This window comes from Lentilitoribacter sp. JB5-8 (genome assembly GCF_055693385.1).
The window spans coordinates 1,351,521-1,369,105 of record NZ_CM146332.1 but is presented as its reverse complement, the minus strand read 5'-3'; the positions used below and the strand labels follow the sequence as shown (position 1 = coordinate 1,369,105).

20 protein-coding genes are annotated in these 17,585 nt (G+C 43.6%); 9 read left to right on the top strand and 11 right to left on the bottom strand.

From position 1 onward, the window contains the following. From ACZ1GZ_RS06545 to ACZ1GZ_RS06535, 3 genes are read right to left on the bottom strand one after another with little or no spacing between them, the layout of a single operon-like run. Positions 1-1,296, bottom strand: coding sequence for a TRAP transporter large permease (locus ACZ1GZ_RS06545; protein WP_472667667.1), 1,296 nt, complete (start codon positions 1,294-1,296; stop codon positions 1-3). Beyond that, the gene (locus ACZ1GZ_RS06540) at positions 1,293-1,817 is read right to left on the bottom strand and encodes a TRAP transporter small permease (protein ID WP_472667666.1); all 525 of its coding nucleotides are present in this window, start codon (positions 1,815-1,817) and stop codon (positions 1,293-1,295) included. The genes ACZ1GZ_RS06545 and ACZ1GZ_RS06540 overlap by 4 nt, the downstream gene beginning before the upstream one ends. After that, complete coding sequence (locus ACZ1GZ_RS06535) at positions 1,814-2,842, bottom strand: type 2 periplasmic-binding domain-containing protein (RefSeq protein WP_472667665.1); 1,029 nt, start codon at positions 2,840-2,842, stop codon at positions 1,814-1,816. Before ACZ1GZ_RS06535 ends, ACZ1GZ_RS06540 begins: the two co-directional genes overlap by 4 nt. Before the next feature lie 115 nt (positions 2,843-2,957). On the opposite strand from ACZ1GZ_RS06535, the gene ACZ1GZ_RS06530 reads away from it, so the two are divergent. Together ACZ1GZ_RS06530 and ACZ1GZ_RS06525 are read left to right on the top strand one after the other, a co-directional pair. Next, positions 2,958-3,866, top strand: coding sequence for a LysR family transcriptional regulator (locus tag ACZ1GZ_RS06530; protein ID WP_472667664.1), 909 nt, complete (start codon positions 2,958-2,960; stop codon positions 3,864-3,866). Positions 3,867-4,079: 213 nt separating this feature from the next. Next, positions 4,080-4,793, top strand: a complete 714-nt coding sequence (locus tag ACZ1GZ_RS06525; protein WP_472667663.1) for a DNA helicase — start codon at positions 4,080-4,082, stop codon at positions 4,791-4,793. A 30-nt stretch (positions 4,794-4,823) separates the two neighbouring features. On the opposite strand, the gene ACZ1GZ_RS06520 is transcribed toward ACZ1GZ_RS06525, so the two are convergent. The 6 genes from ACZ1GZ_RS06520 to ACZ1GZ_RS06495 are packed head-to-tail and all read right to left on the bottom strand — an operon-like array spanning position 4,824 to position 9,963. Next, positions 4,824-5,966 (bottom strand): energy transducer TonB, encoded by a 1,143-nt coding sequence (locus ACZ1GZ_RS06520; RefSeq protein ID WP_472667662.1) that lies wholly within the window; start codon positions 5,964-5,966, stop codon positions 4,824-4,826. After that, positions 5,966-6,352 (bottom strand): ExbD/TolR family protein, encoded by a 387-nt coding sequence (locus tag ACZ1GZ_RS06515; protein ID WP_472667661.1) that lies wholly within the window; start codon positions 6,350-6,352, stop codon positions 5,966-5,968. The genes ACZ1GZ_RS06520 and ACZ1GZ_RS06515 overlap by 1 nt, the downstream gene beginning before the upstream one ends. 2 nt (positions 6,353-6,354) lie before the next feature. After that, the gene (locus tag ACZ1GZ_RS06510; protein ID WP_472667660.1) at positions 6,355-6,738 is read right to left on the bottom strand and encodes an ExbD/TolR family protein; all 384 of its coding nucleotides are present in this window, start codon (positions 6,736-6,738) and stop codon (positions 6,355-6,357) included. A 12-nt stretch (positions 6,739-6,750) separates the two neighbouring features. Continuing rightward, a complete protein-coding gene (locus ACZ1GZ_RS06505) occupies positions 6,751-7,398 on the bottom strand; it encodes a MotA/TolQ/ExbB proton channel family protein (protein ID WP_472667659.1) in 648 nt (215 codons plus the stop codon). 10 nt (positions 7,399-7,408) lie between these two features. Then, positions 7,409-7,840, bottom strand: coding sequence for a hypothetical protein (locus tag ACZ1GZ_RS06500; RefSeq protein WP_472667658.1), 432 nt, complete (start codon positions 7,838-7,840; stop codon positions 7,409-7,411). A 26-nt stretch (positions 7,841-7,866) separates the two neighbouring features. Continuing rightward, on the bottom strand, positions 7,867-9,963 hold the full coding sequence (locus tag ACZ1GZ_RS06495; RefSeq protein ID WP_472667657.1) for a TonB-dependent receptor domain-containing protein: 2,097 nt from the start codon (positions 9,961-9,963) through the stop codon (positions 7,867-7,869). Positions 9,964-10,173: 210 nt separating this feature from the next. On the opposite strand from ACZ1GZ_RS06495, the gene hemP reads away from it, so the two are divergent. From hemP to hmuQ, 6 genes are read left to right on the top strand one after another with little or no spacing between them, the layout of a single operon-like run. Beyond that, positions 10,174-10,329 carry a hemin uptake protein HemP gene (gene hemP / locus ACZ1GZ_RS06490; RefSeq protein WP_472668247.1) on the top strand — a complete coding sequence of 52 codons (156 nt, stop codon included), beginning with the start codon at positions 10,174-10,176 and terminating at the stop codon, positions 10,327-10,329. A gap of 10 nt (positions 10,330-10,339) precedes the next feature. Then, complete coding sequence (locus ACZ1GZ_RS06485; RefSeq protein WP_472667656.1) at positions 10,340-11,395, top strand: hemin-degrading factor; 1,056 nt, start codon at positions 10,340-10,342, stop codon at positions 11,393-11,395. Between the two features lie 10 nt (positions 11,396-11,405). Further along, positions 11,406-12,278: a heme/hemin ABC transporter substrate-binding protein gene (locus ACZ1GZ_RS06480; protein ID WP_472667655.1), complete on the top strand. Its 873-nt coding sequence runs from the start codon at positions 11,406-11,408 to the stop codon at positions 12,276-12,278. A 32-nt stretch (positions 12,279-12,310) separates the two neighbouring features. Continuing rightward, positions 12,311-13,408 (top strand): FecCD family ABC transporter permease, encoded by a 1,098-nt coding sequence (locus ACZ1GZ_RS06475; protein ID WP_472668246.1) that lies wholly within the window; start codon positions 12,311-12,313, stop codon positions 13,406-13,408. 1 nt (position 13,409) lies between these two features. Further along, a complete protein-coding gene (locus ACZ1GZ_RS06470) occupies positions 13,410-14,189 on the top strand; it encodes a heme ABC transporter ATP-binding protein (protein ID WP_472667654.1) in 780 nt (259 codons plus the stop codon). Between the two features lie 9 nt (positions 14,190-14,198). Beyond that, complete coding sequence (gene hmuQ / locus ACZ1GZ_RS06465; RefSeq protein ID WP_472667653.1) at positions 14,199-14,513, top strand: heme-degrading protein HmuQ; 315 nt, start codon at positions 14,199-14,201, stop codon at positions 14,511-14,513. 56 nt (positions 14,514-14,569) lie between these two features. On the opposite strand, the gene ACZ1GZ_RS06460 is transcribed toward hmuQ, so the two are convergent. After that, positions 14,570-15,790 carry an MFS transporter gene (locus tag ACZ1GZ_RS06460; protein WP_472667652.1) on the bottom strand — a complete coding sequence of 407 codons (1,221 nt, stop codon included), beginning with the start codon at positions 15,788-15,790 and terminating at the stop codon, positions 14,570-14,572. Next, a complete protein-coding gene (locus tag ACZ1GZ_RS06455) occupies positions 15,784-16,764 on the bottom strand; it encodes a nucleoside recognition protein (RefSeq protein WP_472667651.1) in 981 nt (326 codons plus the stop codon). The genes ACZ1GZ_RS06460 and ACZ1GZ_RS06455 overlap by 7 nt, the downstream gene beginning before the upstream one ends. Positions 16,765-16,884: 120 nt before the next feature. On the opposite strand from ACZ1GZ_RS06455, the gene ACZ1GZ_RS06450 reads away from it, so the two are divergent. Continuing rightward, a complete protein-coding gene (locus ACZ1GZ_RS06450; RefSeq protein ID WP_472667650.1) occupies positions 16,885-17,337 on the top strand; it encodes an Lrp/AsnC family transcriptional regulator in 453 nt (150 codons plus the stop codon). Positions 17,338-17,585: the final 248 nt, after the last annotated feature.

Genomic DNA, 17,585 nt, shown 5'->3' with positions numbered 1-17,585 from the left:
TCACCTAGCAATTTCAGGCAAAAAGGTTGCTATTGATGGGAATAAAAACACCAACAACAAGCCTATTAATAAAGCAAATATATATGGCACAACTCCGCGGAAAATATCGAGCAGTCGCACATCTGGAAGCACAGATTTCACCACAAACGCATTCATACCAATTGGTGGTGTGATGAGACCAATTTCAGTCACCAAAACAATGATGATACCAAACCAAATCATATCAACCCCAAGAATGGATACAGCCGGTAGAAAAACAGGAACAAGCAAAACCACAATGCCTATTGATTCAAACACCATGCCCATAAGCAAAGCAATAAAACAAATAAAAGCAACAAGTTGCAACGGTCCCATCTGTAATTCATCAACCAGATCTAACAAGTCATAAGGCATGCCTGAAAGGTTTATGAATTGGGCAAATACAACGGCTCCAAACAAAACGATGAAAATTTTAGATGTGGTAATAGCAGCCTCAACCAAACAGCTGCGCCACTGTTCAAAACTGCGCAAATAACCTCGTAAATAGGCAATCACGGCGGCACCAAATGCACCAATTCCTGACGCTTCGGTTGCTGTGAAGACACCACCGTAAATACCGCCTAAGACAACGACGAAAAGAATGAGTACCGGCAGCGTTCCGCGAATTGCTTCTTTCTTTCGCTCAGGTGCAAGATCTGTTGCATCTGGCGCTGAGCTTGGGTCGCGATAAACGGTAAACATAACCGCAAGCAGGAATAACAGAACCAGCAGAATACCGGGTAAAATGCCTGCGATGAACAACAAGCCGATATCCTGTTCAGCCGTAATCCCGTAAATGACAAGTGGAACAGATGGCGGGATCATGATGCCGAGCGTACCGCCGGCCGCGATCGTTCCGGCGGCTAGGCTATCTTTATAGCCAAAACCCTTCATCTGCGGCATTGCGACTTTTGACATTGTGGCAGCTGTTGCCAAGGTTGAGCCACATACTGCTGAAAATCCGCCACAGGCAATGACAGTTGCTAACGCTAATCCACCTCTAAATCGACCCAATGCGGCATAGGCGGCATCATAGAGATCGCCACTAATGTTAGATCGATAAACGAATATGCCCATTAGAATGAAAAGTGGAATAACGGATAGATTATAGTTTTGAGCATCCTCGGCAACTTGCTGCGCGACCATGGCAAGAGATGCACTCATCCCCCGCTCTAAAGCAAAACCAACGAAGCCAACAATAAGCGTTGCAAAGCCAACACGAAAGCCAAAGAAGCACAGCGCAATAAGGGCTGCAAAACCTAAAAGTGCGGTAATCATTTTTCGGCTTCCAAACTACCCATATCGATGAATTTGTAAAAGATACCAAGTATCTGAGAAATAACACTTATCAACGCCAAGAAAGCAATTGAACCTGTGATATAGTAAAGCGGGATTTCCATCACGACCGTAAGAGATTTTAATTCATAAGATTCCAACGCGTGCTCGAACAATACAATGGCGATAAGCGTCATTGCTGCCACAGAAAATACTTGGATAACAACCTCATAGAATATTGGTTTTAACAGCTTTCTTGCCGGCTCAACAAACAGCTCAACCATGATATGCTCATCACGCGCATTGGTCACACCAAGGCCTGAAAAAATTGCAAGCGCCAAGAGCGCAGAAATCATCTCGGACGCACCAAAGATTGGTTTATTTAAAATATAGCGCCCAATCACATCAGCAAATGTAAGAAGCATCATGATGAAAATTACTGTGCTTGAAAATGTTTCAAGCGCTGTGATGGACCGATTAAACAGCCCTCTCACACCGCTTGAACTTTGGGAGTTACCCGTCATTGATTAAGTTCCGCCAAGCGCTTTTTGTAGAACTCAAGAGCTGCATCCGCATCAATGCCGGCTTCAGTTGCCTTTGCGATCCAATTTGCGGTGATTGGTTTTGCAGCATCCATGAACGCAGTTTCAAGACCCGGATCTGCATCTACAACTTCGATATTTAACTCATCAAAAGTTGCATATACAGAACTGCTGACAGAATCCCATGTTGCGGAAGCAACCATGCCCACTTTCTCCTGACTAATGGCACGAATGGCCGCTTGATCCTCAGGAGAAATATCTGCCCACTTTTCTTTGTTCATGACGAAGGAAAATGATGTTGTATAAAGTGGTTTTGAGAACTTTGTCATCGATTTTGAATAAGGAACAACCTGGAACGCTTTAATCGCATCTCCACCTAGCCCCAAATGTGCGTCTACAACCCCGCGAGAAATGATTTCATTTGATTTAACCGCCGGAGATGAAACAACCCCTGCGCCCAAAGATTTTCCAATATTAGCGAGTGGTCCGGGCAATGCCCAAACTTTTCGAGATGTAAAATCCTCCAAAGTAACGACGGGCTTGTCTGTTGTTGAGAATAACCGACCGGGTGTGATGACCCACTGCGCTAAAAGCTCGACTGTATCAAATTCTTCAGGGTAGAACTTTTCTTGAGTTTCCCATGCGGCTTGCGTCATTGCAGGCCCATTAAATGCGCCAACAAACGGCTGCATGGCAGTCAACGCGCCGTTTACACGATTCCCGATCAAGCCATTGAACTGAACAGCTGCATCAACAATGCCTTTTTCTACCGAACCAAGCTGTTCTGGTGGCGGCGCCACTGACTTTGGCGGAATATTACCAACTACCCTGCCTTCCGTGACTTTCTCTACCTCTTCCAACCAGCCAGGCAACACCTTTTGACACACAAAGTGTTGAGATGGCCAAAAACAATTTACGATCAATCGCGTTTTCGCCTGCGCAATATTTGGCGCAGTAGACATGACCAAAGCGGCTGTTAAGCCCAATAAAGTTGAATTGAATTTCATTATGTCCTCCCAAACATATGTCTCTCCAGATGGAGAAGACCAACTAAGGACAAGTATTGACTACACCAACATAACAGTCCAATAATATTTCGGTAAATTAACATAAGCAAATGATATGTTCTTAGATCCTCGTCACCTCGAACAACTGTCCGTTATTGTCGACAAAGGCACCTTCCAGGCAGCGGCAAATGAATTAAATATGTCGCAACCAGCGCTCAGTCGGATGGTTGCCACCTTAGAGGCGCGTATCGGCATGCCGGTTTTTAAACGCACAAAAAGGCCCTTGCGTTTAACCGACATTGGTCATGAATTATCGAGCCAGGGACGTGTGATACGCTCAGCGAGACTAAGATCATTAGAATTTGTTGATTTGGGTAAAAGCGGATTTTCCGGTGTATTGAAAATCGGCGCACCGCGTTTTTTATGTGAACGATTGATGACGGAAACCATTGCCAGTTTTATTGAACAACGCCCCGAGGTCCGCATTGATTTAATTGCTGATTATTACACCGCGCTGCAGGAGCAATTGTTTCAAAACAAAATCGACATCATTTTAGGCCCTGCAAAAATGTCGAATGTAAGCGGTGCTGATCTTAATATCGAACCGTTATTTAATGACCAGAATAAGATTGTGGGTCGAGAAAACCATCCGCTATTAAACAAGAAGGCAATCACGGTTCAAGACCTAAGCGAGACCACGTGGATCGCCCATTCTGAGCGCAGTGTTCTGCGTACAGATATGGAAAATGCATTAAAGCTATTAGGTGTGAAGCAAATACGACTAGCGTTTCAAACAGAAGCCGCCGGTGCGGTTCTAGAAACACTGCGTATCACCGATTTTCTAACGGTTTTACCTAGCTATGCTATTCACACAAAAAGACCAAGCGGCTTAGTGCCTATGCCAATAGATTTACCAAGCCCGATCAACACTGTGAACATGATTACTTTAAACGACCAACTTGAAACAAAATTGCTTCTTGATTTTAAACAGCATGTCAGACGTCAAGTAGCAAACACGCTTTAACAGGGTCCATTCACGTCCAACAAGCAAAGATATTTCCCGCAATTTGAGTTGAGAAAAGAAGGCTTGAGTGCTATTATGAGACAGGCCTTGCTCGGGCCTCCTCCCTCCACTGGGGCAGCATTAAAAATGTAGAGTGATGATAATTTGAAACTAATCTGATTAAGCATGAACGTAAGGAGGGACCGGCTAATTGCTTATAAGAGGATGTTCAAAATGAAACTATCATCACCGATTTACAAGCTTAAGCGCCAAGCTAAACTCAATGCCAGATCCAAGGGGTTAAAGCTTAACGAAGCACTTGATCAAATCGCGATTTCTGAGGGATATAAAAATTGGGGTCATCTGTCCTCATGTTATTCTAAAACAACACCAGCAAAAGAGCTCCTATCAAAAATTATACCAGGTGATATGGTCATAATTGCCGCGCGACCGGGACACGGTAAAACTTCACTCGCATTAGAACTGGCGACATTAAGTGAAACTGTTGGAAAAACGGGTTATATTTTCAGTCTTGATTACAATGTAAAAGACATCAAAACTGCCATTGCAAATCTGGGTGTACAGTTTAATTCACGAGCCCATTCTTTAACGATTGATACATCTGATGAGATTTGTGCCGAACACATTATCAACCGCATTAATCCTTCTCACCGAAATGCAATCGTCATTATTGATTATTTACAACTATTGGATCAAAAGCGCGATAATTCAGCATTAGACACACAAATTCTCATGCTCAAACGATATGCGGATAAGACAGGCACCACTTTTATCTTTGTTTCCCAGATTGATCGAAGATTTGAGCTCACATCCGAGAAATTCCCATCGCTTGAGGATCTGCGCCTACCCAATCCAGTTGATACATCCTGCTTCAACAAACTCTGCTTTTTACACGATGGTGACATACAGTTTAGCTCAGCTGCATAGCTAGAGCGCCGACAAAGGCACGTCTTTTCCTTAACCAGCATTCAGTCCTACACTGAACGCCAGTTTTGATTTACCAGATGGCAGAGATGGAAAAGGCGATGCCCGTTTAACAGCAGACAAAGCCGCACGATCTAATTTGGCATTTCCCGAACTTCTTGCCAATCTGACCCCATTGGCCGACCCATTTCTGCCAATTGTAAAGGCGACCACAGCATCGCGTTTTGCTGGTCTTGTTTTTGGACTAAATCGCCGAAATATTTTTTGCCGAACTTTGCCTTTGTAATTAGAGATACTGGCATTGCCACTGGCCTTGGATTGTCCCCGTTTTTTTGATCCAGCCTTACCCTGTTTGTTTTTACTAGCCTGGCTGCCTTTTTTCACATTTGCTTGATTTTTGCCCTTGCGTCCTGTTGCAGCTTTTTTAGGTTCAGCCTTCTTTTTAGCTGAACGGATTATCGGTTTCTTTGATATTGCACCTGGATCAAGTTTTGCTGTTTGGACAGGCTTTTTATACTCCTCTTGTGGCCGGAATTGAGGCAGAGGTATATCATCAGAGGGTGTTTGCGCATCAATTTGCTCAATTGTCTTTTCAACATCTTGAATTGCTTGATGAGTGCTGAGTGGTTCAATTGTTTGATGCTGAAGCTCTTGGAGTTTTTCACTCAGTGTCTGCTTTTCAGGCGTCTCAAGCAGTGTATTTTGATTGTTCGAATACGCCAATTTTGATGCGGTTTTGATCTCTACGGGCTCAGACTTAACCGGTGTTGTTTCAGCGAGTTTGAGCGCTTTGGCAGTTAATTCTTTTGGTGGAGTTGAGTGGGTCTTAATCTTTTTAGGCGCATTTGCTTCAGACAATTGTTCCGCATTTGGTTTTGCGTCCAAAGTTGCACTCTTTGTATTTGTATCTTGAACCTGTTTTACCTCAGTTTCAGCAGTTAACTCTGTTGGGTCAGACTTTGCTTCATGGTGCTCGGTTTTATGATTGGGGTACAGCTCCCCGGCCATAACTTGATCAACCGAAGCATCACCCATCACCGCAATTGAAACCGTAGCTCCGCCAGCAATTTTTGCCTCATCTTGTTTGTCGATAAAAATCGATGCCAAGGCAATATGCCCAAACAAAGATAATATCGCAGCGAAAAGAAGTATCCGTCGGTTTCCAGAAGTGCGCATTATTCGCTCTCCCTTTTGATCAATATCGAAATTGGTTTTGATGTTTTTGATTTCAGTTGCGCGACTTTCTCTGCAAACATCTGCGCATTTGAATTTTGATCTGGATAAATAATCAAGTGATCTGACTTATCTAATTGAGCTGGTAAAGGTAATGACAGGTTCAATTCAGTACCTTGGAAATACATGGATCCATCTTTGCGCAGGCTAATTGCCTCTTCCGGCGGCGACTGTTGATCCAGCACGCTGACCACAGGTGTAATTTCATTATCAGCACTTGGCGCAATTGTGCCTGCAATCAAAAAAAACACGAGCATCAAGAACACGACATTAATCAACGGAATGGTATTTTCGTGTTGCTTTTGTTTATGTCGACGTTCAAGGCGCATATCTACCTCGCAATCGTAATGTTCAAGCCATCGATATTTGAAAGCTTGCTAAGCACATCAACCAATTGCTGAGTTGATGTTTGTGCAGAAGTCGTAATGATCAAAATAGTTTTTTGATCGTCCGATGTTTGTGTAAACTGAGCATACAAATCATCAATATTTGTTGCTTGTCCGTTAAATCTAATCTGCACACCATCAAGGGCGATTAAACTTGTTTTTTGCCGCGTTGTTGCACCTGCTCCATTTGTCGAAGCACTAATTTCTAATTTCGAATATTTGGAGAAAGTTGATGACAGCATGAAAAACAACAGCAGAAGAAAAATGACATCAATGAGCGATGTTAAAGATAATTTCTTACGGGGGGCGAGTTGACTTTGAATGTGCAAATCAAATCCCTCCTAAGCAAATTTTGGTTGCTCTGTTGGATTTAACAACTCACCGACCAAAACCTCAACGCTCACGCGTTCGTTTTCAAGGCGCGCTTCAAAATACGAAAGGACAATCGTGATCGGCATAGCAACCGCCAAGCCAACGGCCGTTGTTAGCAATGCAACCCAAATACCGCCAGCAAGTATGGACGGGTCAACATTTGAACCTGCGCCTTGCAAAGCCTGAAAGGCATCGATCATCCCAAGAACGGTTCCAAACAAACCCAATAATGGCGCTAGTTGTGCGATTGTGTCTAAAGCCTTCAATCCCGACTGCAGATTATGCATTCGCTCAATTGCAAGTGTTTGAACCGCGTCTTCAATTTGATCATGGTTAGATGGGGTATCTTTCGACAGACGGCTTAAGACCAAAAATGCTGCGCGTGCAATCAGTCCCTTTTTTTGTTCAATCAGATTTAGCGCTGCTTCCATTTTTCCCGATTGCCAAAGATTAATGGCACGGCGTGTGTCTTTTGTTTTACCAAGATCAAAGATGTAAAACTGAAACAGTTTGAAGATCACGAGTGTTAAGGCAATGAAGGAAGCAACGATAAGTATTGCAACCACCGGCCCGCCGAGATCGAGCACATATTTTATAAAATCCAAAATCTCATTCATTCGTCATCACCTAAAACTCGACCGACGTTTTGTTGGATTTGCTGATAATGCCAATGCAATCATCTGCTACAATCCCTGCGCATTCAGAAGCTGAGTTGATAAAGATTTTGGATAGGTCCTGGCAATGTGTTTGGGTTAACCCAAACTGTGCGATCTTTGGCCGCTGGGTTACTAATGCACCGAAATTTAAAGTGGCTAGCTTTGACAATTGGCCATTTTTATCAAGAAAAGCAAATTCAAGGGCAAGCTTTTCAACGTGAGTTGAAGTTTTGTTCTCTACCAAGAATGTGAGCTCACAACTCGCCTCTAGGGGCGTTAGCTTATTTAACTCTAATACAATATTTGAGCTTTCTTGCGCATAGGCTGATGTTACAGCTGTAAATGCAAATGCTGCTAAAGGAAGGTGGATTACCCACCTTCCCTTCCATTTTAATTTTGTCATTTTCTCTAACAACAAATTACCCCCAATTAACTGCCAAACTCTTTGACCAATGAGATCTTGAAGTTTTGTCCTGGGCCCGCGTCGTTGGAGAGATATTCCTGATATTGAACGTCAAAAATATTTTCGATGCTGGCGCGGAACTCTATGCCGTTGTAACCGTTCTTTTCTGACACCCAATTGAAATAAAGATCATTAAGCACTATGTCGTCGCTTTCATCGCGGCCGCCCGTCATTACTTCATCTTGCGCTGCGATGAGACGCGTTTTAAATCCATAGCTAATGCCTTCATCTTGGATTTTACCGCCAACTGTAAAGAACAATTCATCCGGCGGGATCGTGTTCAAATTCCCCGATGTAGAGAAGAAGTTGTTGGTATCAACACCACGAATGATCGAGCCACCACCACTGACAAACCAGCTTTCGCGGTCATATGAAAATTCGACTTCCACGCCATACAGTTCAACTTGATCTATATTGATGTAAGCTGCACCCGTCCGCGCAGAATCGCTGGTGTTTGGATTACGCGTAATGTAATCGTGAATGGTGTTGTAAAAGGCTGTAGTTTTAAACTGAATGGAATCATTGTCACTAAACACGCCAGTATTTGAATAGCCAAAACCAATTTCGAAATTGTCAGATTCTTCTTTTTTAAGATCTATTCCCGGAACCAGACCCGTTCTGTAATCGTAAATTTCATCTAATGTTCCAAAGCGCTCGGTATGGGCATACGAACCAAAGACGTTCCAGTTTTCGTTAAACTCATAAAGTGCTGCAAGTTTAGGTGAAAATGCTGTTTCACTTATGCTTGAGGCAGAACCAAATCCTGCAATGACACTTTCATCCGGCGTTAGTTTACGATGATCTACACGCAGGCCCGGGATAATTGTTAGATTATCACCAAATGTAATTTCACTCTGAATAAAGAATGCTGTTTTTGTATCTGTGCCTGAGGGCTGTGCACCTGTACTACGCAACGCGAGTTCGCGATCCAGATTTGTATACTGCACACCATAAGTTAAGTAATTTTCCCAGTTCTCACCTGAAAAATAGGATGTGTTTTCAATCTTTCCCTGAAGAGTTTTGTAAGCGAAGTCGGCGTCTGGGAAGAACTGGAATGCAGGACCACCAAAACTGAAAAATGATGCGTTGCGCTCTTCATTAAGCGTGTTTGAATATGACAGTTGCGCCTTTAAATCCAACAAATCGTTATCTGAAAACGGATCTTCCCAAGACACAAGGAATTGCTCATCTATAACTTTACGATCCACGCTGCCAAAACCGGTGCTGTCTACCGTTTGTGCATATTGCTGATTTTCCGCATCTGATTGCCATTTTTGGTAGGATACGCGTAGCTCTTTTTCGTTGTCATCACCAAAGTAGAATGTCCCTTTAGCTAGGCCAGAAAATGACTCAAAGTCTGAATCAACAATTGAGCCATCACCAGTGAAATAGTCTCCACCATTGCGCATGTTGCCTGTGAGCAGTAATTCAGCGCTGTCCACGGGACGCCAAGCAATTGTGGTTGAGCCCAAACCTTGTTCATCAACAGACCCATAAGCACCTTTTAAACGAACGGCCCATGTTTGCCCCTCTTGAAGAAAGTCAGATGCATCCTTTGTTTCAAACAAGACAGTACCGGCAAGCGCGCCAGATCCGTAAAGTGTTGAAGATGCAGGTCCTCGCAGAACTTCGACGCGTTTATAAAGTTCAGGATCACTAAAGAAACCACCCAAGCGGTATTGCTGATAGTTTTTGTCTACGCCATCAACGCTGATGATAAAACGCCCCTCATCGGCTTGCGCTTCACCTGCACCAACACCCCTGATGTTAAAGCTCTCACCTAACACGCTCTCTGAACCAGAAGTGGTTACGCCTGGGACCGAATCGAACGTATCACCCACCGTTGTTGCGCCGGCATTTTCGATATCTTCTTGGTTTAGTACCGTTACTGCCTGAGGGGTATCAGTGGCTACCTTATCCTGGCCAGCGCCTTTCACAATTCTCAATAGGCGAATGCCTAGTGTATTTTCATATTGTGTCTCTTGCGCTTCAGCATGCACTGAAATCACACCCATTGAAACACTCGCCATCAAAGCGAGCTTAAAGCCCTTCGCAAGCCCCATAATCTATATCCTTTAAAGCTGTGGTAGCGGCTGGCTTATGGCTGGCGTGCTTATTTTTAATATGACTATTTTAGTCAAGTTATTGCGCTTTTTAAAAAAGTATACTAAACAAGTCAAGATAAATTATTCAAATGCCCAGCCAGCTATCTGCAAGCCCGGCGAAATTCAGTTCAGTAGTAAGAGTATAAGATGCAGGTAGTGAATATTTCGATGGAACAAAACAAAGCAATCAAAACCGCAAGCCCATCGTTGGTTTATACAAGTGAGAACCTTTTCCAGGGCCACAAAGAAATTATCATTCAGCACGAAGATGCATCTTATCGTTTGAGAATTACCCGTCAGGGAAAACTTATTCTAAATAAATAGGTGCAACATCATGCAAGAAACAAAAAGTGAAACTGCAGCAGAAATCCGTGATTTTTGTGCAAACAACCCGAAAATGCGCGAGCGCGATATCGCAAATATGCTCGGCATTAAAGAAGCTCAATTGGTCGCTGCACATACAGGCCATGGCACGATCCGACTAAATTGCGATATGGATGAAATCTTCACCAGACTTGCAAGTGTTGGGGAAGTGCTCGCACTCACACGCAATGAAAGCGCAGTGCATGAAAAAACGGGAGTTTATGACGTGTATCATGGTGGTAAATTCGCCAGCATGATCTCTAACGAGCAGATCGACCTCCGGCTATTTCGTCGACATTTCGCTCATGCGTTTTTGGTGCAAAAAGAAACCGATCATGGTTTGAAACAGAGCATACAGTTCTTCGATGAACAAGGCGATACTGTTCACAAAATTCATACCAAGCCAAACACAGATATGAATGCTTGGTCAAAACTTGGGGAAGCATTTTGCAACTCAGATCAATCTGATCTGATTGATATCAAACCAGAGATTGTCAAAGATACTTTGGAAAATCCTGAAAGTGTTGCTGATAAGCTTAAAGATAAGTGGTCAAAAATGACGGATACCCATCAATTCACAATGATGGTCAAAAGTCTGAAACTAAGCCGCTATCAAGCAGTCAATACAATTGGCGAAGAATATGCCTGGCCCATTGACCCCTCCTCAATTGAAGCACTTATGGGACTGGCGGCTAACGAAAAACTGCCCATCATGTGTTTCATCGGAAATAAAGGATGTATTCAAATCCACTCCGGTCCGATCCAATCCATTAAACGCATGGGCAATTGGCTAAACATTTTGGATGAAGGTTTTCATATGCATCTTCGTTCCGACCATATTGACCAAGTATGGGCGGTTCGCAAACCAACGGATAAAGGTCATGTGTCTTCTGTTGAAGCTTATGATGCTAAGGGCAATTTAATTATACAATTTTTTGGCAAACGAATTGAAGGCCACGATGAACGTAATTCTTGGCGCCTCATTGTTGAAAATTTGCCTCGTATTAAAAAATCTCAGGCAGCTTAGGAGAAGATAAATGTTGAAATTTCTAAATGGCGTGAAACGAAACTTTTCAGCCGCGATCGTATCATCTTTGTTGCTCCTGAGCGCTCCAATTGCCCTCGCTAATGATGCCAAAGATCATATTGTTTCAATTGGTGGCTCCGTTACCGAAATCATTTTTGCTCTTGGCGAGGAAAAACGATTGGTTGCTCGCGATACGACCAGCCTCTATCCACAAGCGGCTCTTTCGCTGCCCGATGTTGGATATATTCGACGATTAGCCCCCGAAGGGGTTTTATCGGTCAATCCGAATATGATCATCACACTTGAAGGCGCGGGACCGCCAGAAGCTGTTGACGTCATTAAAAGTTCGGGGGTTCCATTTGTTGAAATTGAAGAAAAATACACACAAGAAGGTGTGATATCTAAAATCGAAGCGGTAGGACGTGCGCTCGGGGTTGAAGATGCAGCTGCGGCTTTGGCAGATAAAGTGAATGCCGATTTTGAAGAAACAAATGCAATTATCGGCTCAATCAGCAAAAAGAAAAAGGTATTATTCGTCCTATCAAATAACGGCGGCAATCTACTTGCAGCAGGTACGAATACATCTGCCGAAGGGATGATAGAAATGGCCGGTGCTGAAAATGCGCTTGTGAGCATGGAAGGTTATAAATCCGCAACCGATGAGGCTATTTTAGAAGCGGCCCCAGACGTGATTGTGATGATGAACCGTCACGGAGATGATGCACAAACGTCTCAGGAAATTTTAAACCACCCAGCTATTTTGGGAACCCCCGCAGGGCGATCAAAATCACTCATTACCATGAATGGACTTTACCTACTTGGTTATGGACCACGAACAGGTCAAGCCGTTTTAGAACTGTCTCAAAAGATATATGGTGAGTAATTGTGTCTATAAGTTCTCCCGGCGAGCAAAGAATATCCGGGCCATATTTCAACGGCTTTAAATTCGATCAGCCCAATGCCCATGCTGGCGACCGTTCACACTATGCGTTCGTACTAACTGTAGTCATGGCCATAGCGCTTTTAATTACTTGCATATTTGCGCTTTCCAGCGGTGCGGCAGATGTTCATTTTGAAAGCACGCTTGCTTATATATTTAGCTTCGGCCAATCCGCTGAAATCGATACATATGAGCGCGTTGTTATCGAAACAATTCGGTTCCCTAGGGTGATACTGGGTGTTCTGATCGGAGCATCGTTGGCCGTATCTGGTGCAGTCATGCAAGGACTTTTTAGAAATCCCTTAGCTGATCCGGGCATAGTTGGTGTTGCATCAGGCGCCGGGCTTGGAGCCGTTACTTTTATCGTTCTTGGTACAGGATATCTTGCGCCCGTTGCACTATTTTTAGGGATATATCACATACCAATTGCTGCTTTTTTTGGTGGGTTGGTGACAACATTTTTGCTCTATCGCGTTTCAACTCGTGGCGGGCAAACATCCGTTGCCACAATGCTGTTAGCAGGTATAGCACTTGGTGCTTTAACAGGAGCATTTACCGGTCTTTTGGTCTTCAAGGCAGATGATCAACAATTGCGGGACTTAACCTTTTGGCAGCTTGGCTCACTCGCTGGCGCAACTTGGACAAAAGTATTTGCCATTACACCCATCATCCTACCAATTTTGCTGTTATGCACATTTCTTGCAAAAGGCTTAAATGCCATGACGCTTGGCGAAGCCACCGCGCGTCATTTGGGTATTAATGTTCAAATATTTAAGCGTATCACGATTGTTGCTGTTGCAGCCTCCACCGGTGCAGCTGTCGCAGCGAGCGGGGGCATAGGATTTGTCGGTATTGTTGTTCCGCATTTGCTACGCCTATGGATTGGGCCTGATCACAAATATTTATTGCCAGCCTGCGCGTTATTAGGTGCGATTATGCTTTTATTGGCCGATACTGTTGCTCGACAAATTGTAGCCCCTGCAGAATTACCAATCGGCATTATCACCGCCGCCATCGGCGCACCTTTCTTCTTATGGATCTTGCTACGTAAACGCGGTTTGTTGGACTTGTAATATGTTGTGTGTGTCTAGTTTAGATGTCTTTTTCGGGCGAAAACAAATTTTAAATGACATCAGTTTTAATGTTTCATCTGGAACCTTTTGTTCCATTGTTGGGCCAAATGGCTCGGGCAAAACCACTACGCTTCGCGCACTCACAGGGGAGATCTCCTATAGCGGATCAGTTAAAATCAATCAGTTGGAGGTCGCCAAGACGGCACCTGCGGATATGGCAATCATGCGCGGTGTTCTGCCCCAGGCGAGCCAATTATCATTCCCTTTCACTGTGTATGAAGTGGTTAAACTTGGGCAATTATCCGGTATCAGCTTAACACCTGACAGCGATAATATTATCGAACGCGCCTTGACCAGAGTCGGGTTACACGATTTTTCGCACCGATATTACCAGGAGCTGTCTGGAGGTGAGCAACAACGCGTGCAATTGGCGCGCGTTTTAGTGCAGGTTTGGGAACCAGTTTATGAAAATAATTCCAGAGTTTTGTTTTTAGATGAGCCGATATCCAGCTTGGATATCCGACATCAAATACAGATCATGAAAATTGCCCGACAATATTCAGATGAAGGTGGCACTGTTATTGCCGTGCTTCATGATTTGAACCTCACAGCTGCCTATTCTGATCAAATCATTTTACTGAAAAGCGGCAGTACCTATTCGCAAGGCAGTCCAAAAGATGTCTTGAATAAAAACAATTTGGAGAATGTCTATGACTGCGCCATGCGCGTTGACCATCATGGACCAGAGGACCAATTGCACATCACACCGATACTAGCATGAGGAAGATATATGTTTATCGCAATGAACAGATTTAAAATTAATGACGGTTTTGAAATTGACTTCGAAAATGTCTGGCGCGAACGCGATTCAAAATTGGAAGAGGTGCCCGGGTTTATAAAGTTCAATCTTTTAAAAGGCCCTGCGAATGAAGACAGTAAAATCACACTATATGCCTCCCATACCTTATGGGAAACGAAAGACGCTTTTATCGCCTGGACAAAATCTGAACATTTTCGCGCGGCTCACAAAAATGCTGGCAATAATGGTCATATGTATTCAGGACATCCAAACTTTGAAGGTTTCGAATTCGTCGAAGGCGTTTGAAGAGCAAAGAACACAAACAATTTATCTTGGTTTGGGCACCGATTATATGTGCAAAATCAGGTGCCCTTGGCATAGGTTTTGAAAACGCTACCTTTGTCTATAATCACTAAAATTATGCCTGATAAGATGGCAATCATCGCACCAATAAAAGCTGTCATTGAGTAGCTGAAAAACAAAGTGCAAACGCCAAAGATGATTGCCGTCACTAAGTGTCCGGCAATATTGGTGATCGATATGAGCGCGCCACCTGTTCCGGGTTTATCATCCATTAGCTCCTGGATATAGCCAATAACCAAGGGGATGAAAATGCCCCCGCCCAAACTCGCTGGAATGATTAAGAACCATAAATAATCCGTTGAGGACAGAAACTGAAAAGCTCCTAAATAAACCCCAAACAATGCAACACCAATCAAAATCAGAACAGGCTTAGTCACGAATTTTAACGCCGAAGCACTGAGTATCATGATGGGTATTTCGCACAATGCAACAAATCCCGCGAACCAACCGACATCAATTTCTGTTCCGCCTAAATCATTGAGAATAATCAGACCTACCATCGTGCTATTTAAACTCGTCAACGATCCAATAATTGAAATTAATATCAGTCGAATTAACAACGGCACATGCGCTAATTCAGCGATTGCCTGACCAAATTCAGGTGCGACTTTTGACTGGTCGATCTCATCAGCTTGCTGCGGCCATTTGAGATAGACAATAACGATCATGATCAGATTAACAATGGCTGTTGCACCAAAGATTGTGAGCAAATCCACACCTTGGAGAATAAGTATTGCCCATATTGGAGGTGTGAGTGCATACGAACCAGCGAATGCCGCTCGAATTACAGCCGCTGAGAAATCTCCATCTATCCCTTCACTGCGGTTCACCGCAAGTTTTGCCAAGGCAAACAACTGGCTAATGGCTGTTGCCGCAATGGGGAAAAACACAATGAATGTGATAATAAACATGAGCTTGGTTTGCCAAACAAACAACATGGAATTACCGACGCAGCCAATAATAAGGCTTACGATTAACACATCTTTGTAACGCCCCGTTTGATCGGTAAATATTCCAATTGCGATAGATACAAAGATTGTGGCTATCGCTGAAATTGTTGTGTAAAGCGCGAATTCAATTTCGCTTAAACCCAAACGCTCAATTCCGATGATTGAACGATAAGGTGCAAGAGAAGCAACAGCAAAACCGAGCAATAGGATGCCGATGAATGAAAGGTTCCAAAGTTTGTTTGAAAAACAGTTTCGAGCTGAATTTAACATGCCGATGCACCCCGCAAATTAGGTCGACGCGGAACATAAAGCAGCAGGAAAAACCAACGATCTGGAACGCGCTTTAAGGCGTATGCAAACATTGCAGTTGCAATGATTGCAAATAAAAACCTGCCAAAAAACACGCTAATTGCATCTGCCCCCATTGCGATGACAAGTATTGTGTCTTCAATCATGCTGTGGGCGAAACCCATCAAAATACAACTTAGTAAAATCTGTCTTGGCGATATCAAGCCCGATTGTGCTTCTTTGATAAGCGGGCCGGCACCGTAGGAAATGCCCAAAAGTAGGCCTACTGTCGTTAACGGTGCTGTCTCACTGCTAATGCCGCACAGACGCAACATCGGGATTATCGCCCGCATCATTGCGCCGAGAACGCCAGATAATTTTAATAGCTCAAGTGCCCAGAATAAGCCTAACAGAATAAAACCCATCCATGCCATCGCTTCAAACAGGGTCAGTAAAAATTCGGCCCACGTCATACTTGCCGTCATCGGCACCCAAGCGGGGACCACCGGCTCTTGAAGCCAACCTGTTAGGCTAAAGATCTGATGAAGGATAAACGCATATAACAGCCCGCCTAAAAAACGGAGCAAAGATGTAAACATCATCCTTGGCCCCACCTGTTCAATAATCTTTTGCTCAATTGGTAGGGCATGCGCAAATAAAATCAGTGCAGAAAAGACCGTAACATCAGCAACACTTAATGTTTCTAATGGCACAAGTGTGAATAACAACGCAAAACCGCCCCATATTCCAACTAACATTGCAGTTAAGAATGCCAACCCTAATTCTGATGGCAATCCGATGAGGTCCATTAGTGGTGAGAAGGCAGGAGCTATCGCTTTGATCACGCCAATGCGCGATAAGAACTCCACAAATATACTTATTGGAACGATGATTAGGAGGAGAACTTTATAAACGCGCAGTGCCTCTGATGTGGTTTTAAATATCGATAATAACATAGTTAAAGACTCTCATTGTTTCCAACTATGCTAGATCAGGCGCAATCGAATATGTGGTCAAAAATTGCATATCTTTGCAATATTATTGCACCAATGAGTGTATGCTTGTAAGCTATGAATATGGATAAAATAGACCGCAAACTTCTTAATTTGATACAAGCAGATGCTAGTCGTACCAACAGCGATTTGGCCGACGAAGTGGGATTATCTCCATCTTCATGTCTTCGTCGAATGCAGCGACTTCACAAAACGGGTGTTATCGATCGTATTGTTGCGGTACTTAATCCGAAGAAAACAGAGCGCAATATTAAAGCCATCATAACGGTAAACTTAGAGCTTCACGGTGAACAACACATGCAAGCTTTTGTAAATCGTATGGCCAAAGAAGTTGCTGTAACCGGAGTATATGCGGTCACCGGGGAAACCGATGTTGTTTTAATGCTACGCCTTCGCGACATGGAAGAACTTGATACCTTGTGTCAAAAATTTGCAAAAGAAGAAACCAACATTGCGCGCTATGTGACAATGATGGTGATACGAACTGCAAAAGAAGAAACAGCTGTTGAACTATAAAACCGCAGGCAGTCTTTTAGAATCGGCTCTTCCCAATTTCAATTCGAATCTATCGCAAACTTCAGCACTAAGACATTGGTTAAATTGTACACATATATTCAAACCTACGCCACTTGATCGCAATCCAAATCGCAAAAATTGATGTGATCCCGACGATCAACATGCTGGCCAAGAGATCTGATATCCACGGCAAATAGATCACAGATCATGGTATGTGCCAGTGTCCATATCATGAAGGTCAAGACATA

Excerpts from the sequence above, each read along its gene's own strand:
- ACZ1GZ_RS06545 (WP_472667667.1), bottom strand. The coding sequence starts at position 1,296 with ATGATTACCGCACTTTTAGGTTTTGCAGCCCTTATTGCGCTGTGCTTC.
- ACZ1GZ_RS06540 (WP_472667666.1), bottom strand. The coding sequence starts at position 1,817 with ATGACGGGTAACTCCCAAAGTTCAAGCGGTGTGAGAGGGCTGTTTAAT.
- ACZ1GZ_RS06535 (WP_472667665.1), bottom strand. The coding sequence starts at position 2,842 with ATGAAATTCAATTCAACTTTATTGGGCTTAACAGCCGCTTTGGTCATG.
- ACZ1GZ_RS06530 (WP_472667664.1), top strand. The coding sequence starts at position 2,958 with ATGTTCTTAGATCCTCGTCACCTCGAACAACTGTCCGTTATTGTCGAC.
- ACZ1GZ_RS06525 (WP_472667663.1), top strand. The coding sequence starts at position 4,080 with ATGAAACTATCATCACCGATTTACAAGCTTAAGCGCCAAGCTAAACTC.
- ACZ1GZ_RS06520 (WP_472667662.1), bottom strand. The coding sequence starts at position 5,966 with ATGCGCACTTCTGGAAACCGACGGATACTTCTTTTCGCTGCGATATTA.
- ACZ1GZ_RS06515 (WP_472667661.1), bottom strand. The coding sequence starts at position 6,352 with ATGCGCCTTGAACGTCGACATAAACAAAAGCAACACGAAAATACCATT.
- ACZ1GZ_RS06505 (WP_472667659.1), bottom strand. The coding sequence starts at position 7,398 with ATGAATGAGATTTTGGATTTTATAAAATATGTGCTCGATCTCGGCGGG.
- ACZ1GZ_RS06500 (WP_472667658.1), bottom strand. The coding sequence starts at position 7,840 with ATGACAAAATTAAAATGGAAGGGAAGGTGGGTAATCCACCTTCCTTTA.
- ACZ1GZ_RS06495 (WP_472667657.1), bottom strand. The coding sequence starts at position 9,963 with ATGGGGCTTGCGAAGGGCTTTAAGCTCGCTTTGATGGCGAGTGTTTCA.
- hemP (WP_472668247.1), top strand. The coding sequence starts at position 10,174 with ATGGAACAAAACAAAGCAATCAAAACCGCAAGCCCATCGTTGGTTTAT.
- ACZ1GZ_RS06485 (WP_472667656.1), top strand. The coding sequence starts at position 10,340 with ATGCAAGAAACAAAAAGTGAAACTGCAGCAGAAATCCGTGATTTTTGT.
- ACZ1GZ_RS06480 (WP_472667655.1), top strand. The coding sequence starts at position 11,406 with ATGTTGAAATTTCTAAATGGCGTGAAACGAAACTTTTCAGCCGCGATC.
- ACZ1GZ_RS06470 (WP_472667654.1), top strand. The coding sequence starts at position 13,410 with ATGTTGTGTGTGTCTAGTTTAGATGTCTTTTTCGGGCGAAAACAAATT.
- hmuQ (WP_472667653.1), top strand. The coding sequence starts at position 14,199 with ATGTTTATCGCAATGAACAGATTTAAAATTAATGACGGTTTTGAAATT.
- ACZ1GZ_RS06460 (WP_472667652.1), bottom strand. The coding sequence starts at position 15,790 with ATGTTAAATTCAGCTCGAAACTGTTTTTCAAACAAACTTTGGAACCTT.
- ACZ1GZ_RS06455 (WP_472667651.1), bottom strand. The coding sequence starts at position 16,764 with ATGTTATTATCGATATTTAAAACCACATCAGAGGCACTGCGCGTTTAT.
- ACZ1GZ_RS06450 (WP_472667650.1), top strand. The coding sequence starts at position 16,885 with ATGGATAAAATAGACCGCAAACTTCTTAATTTGATACAAGCAGATGCT.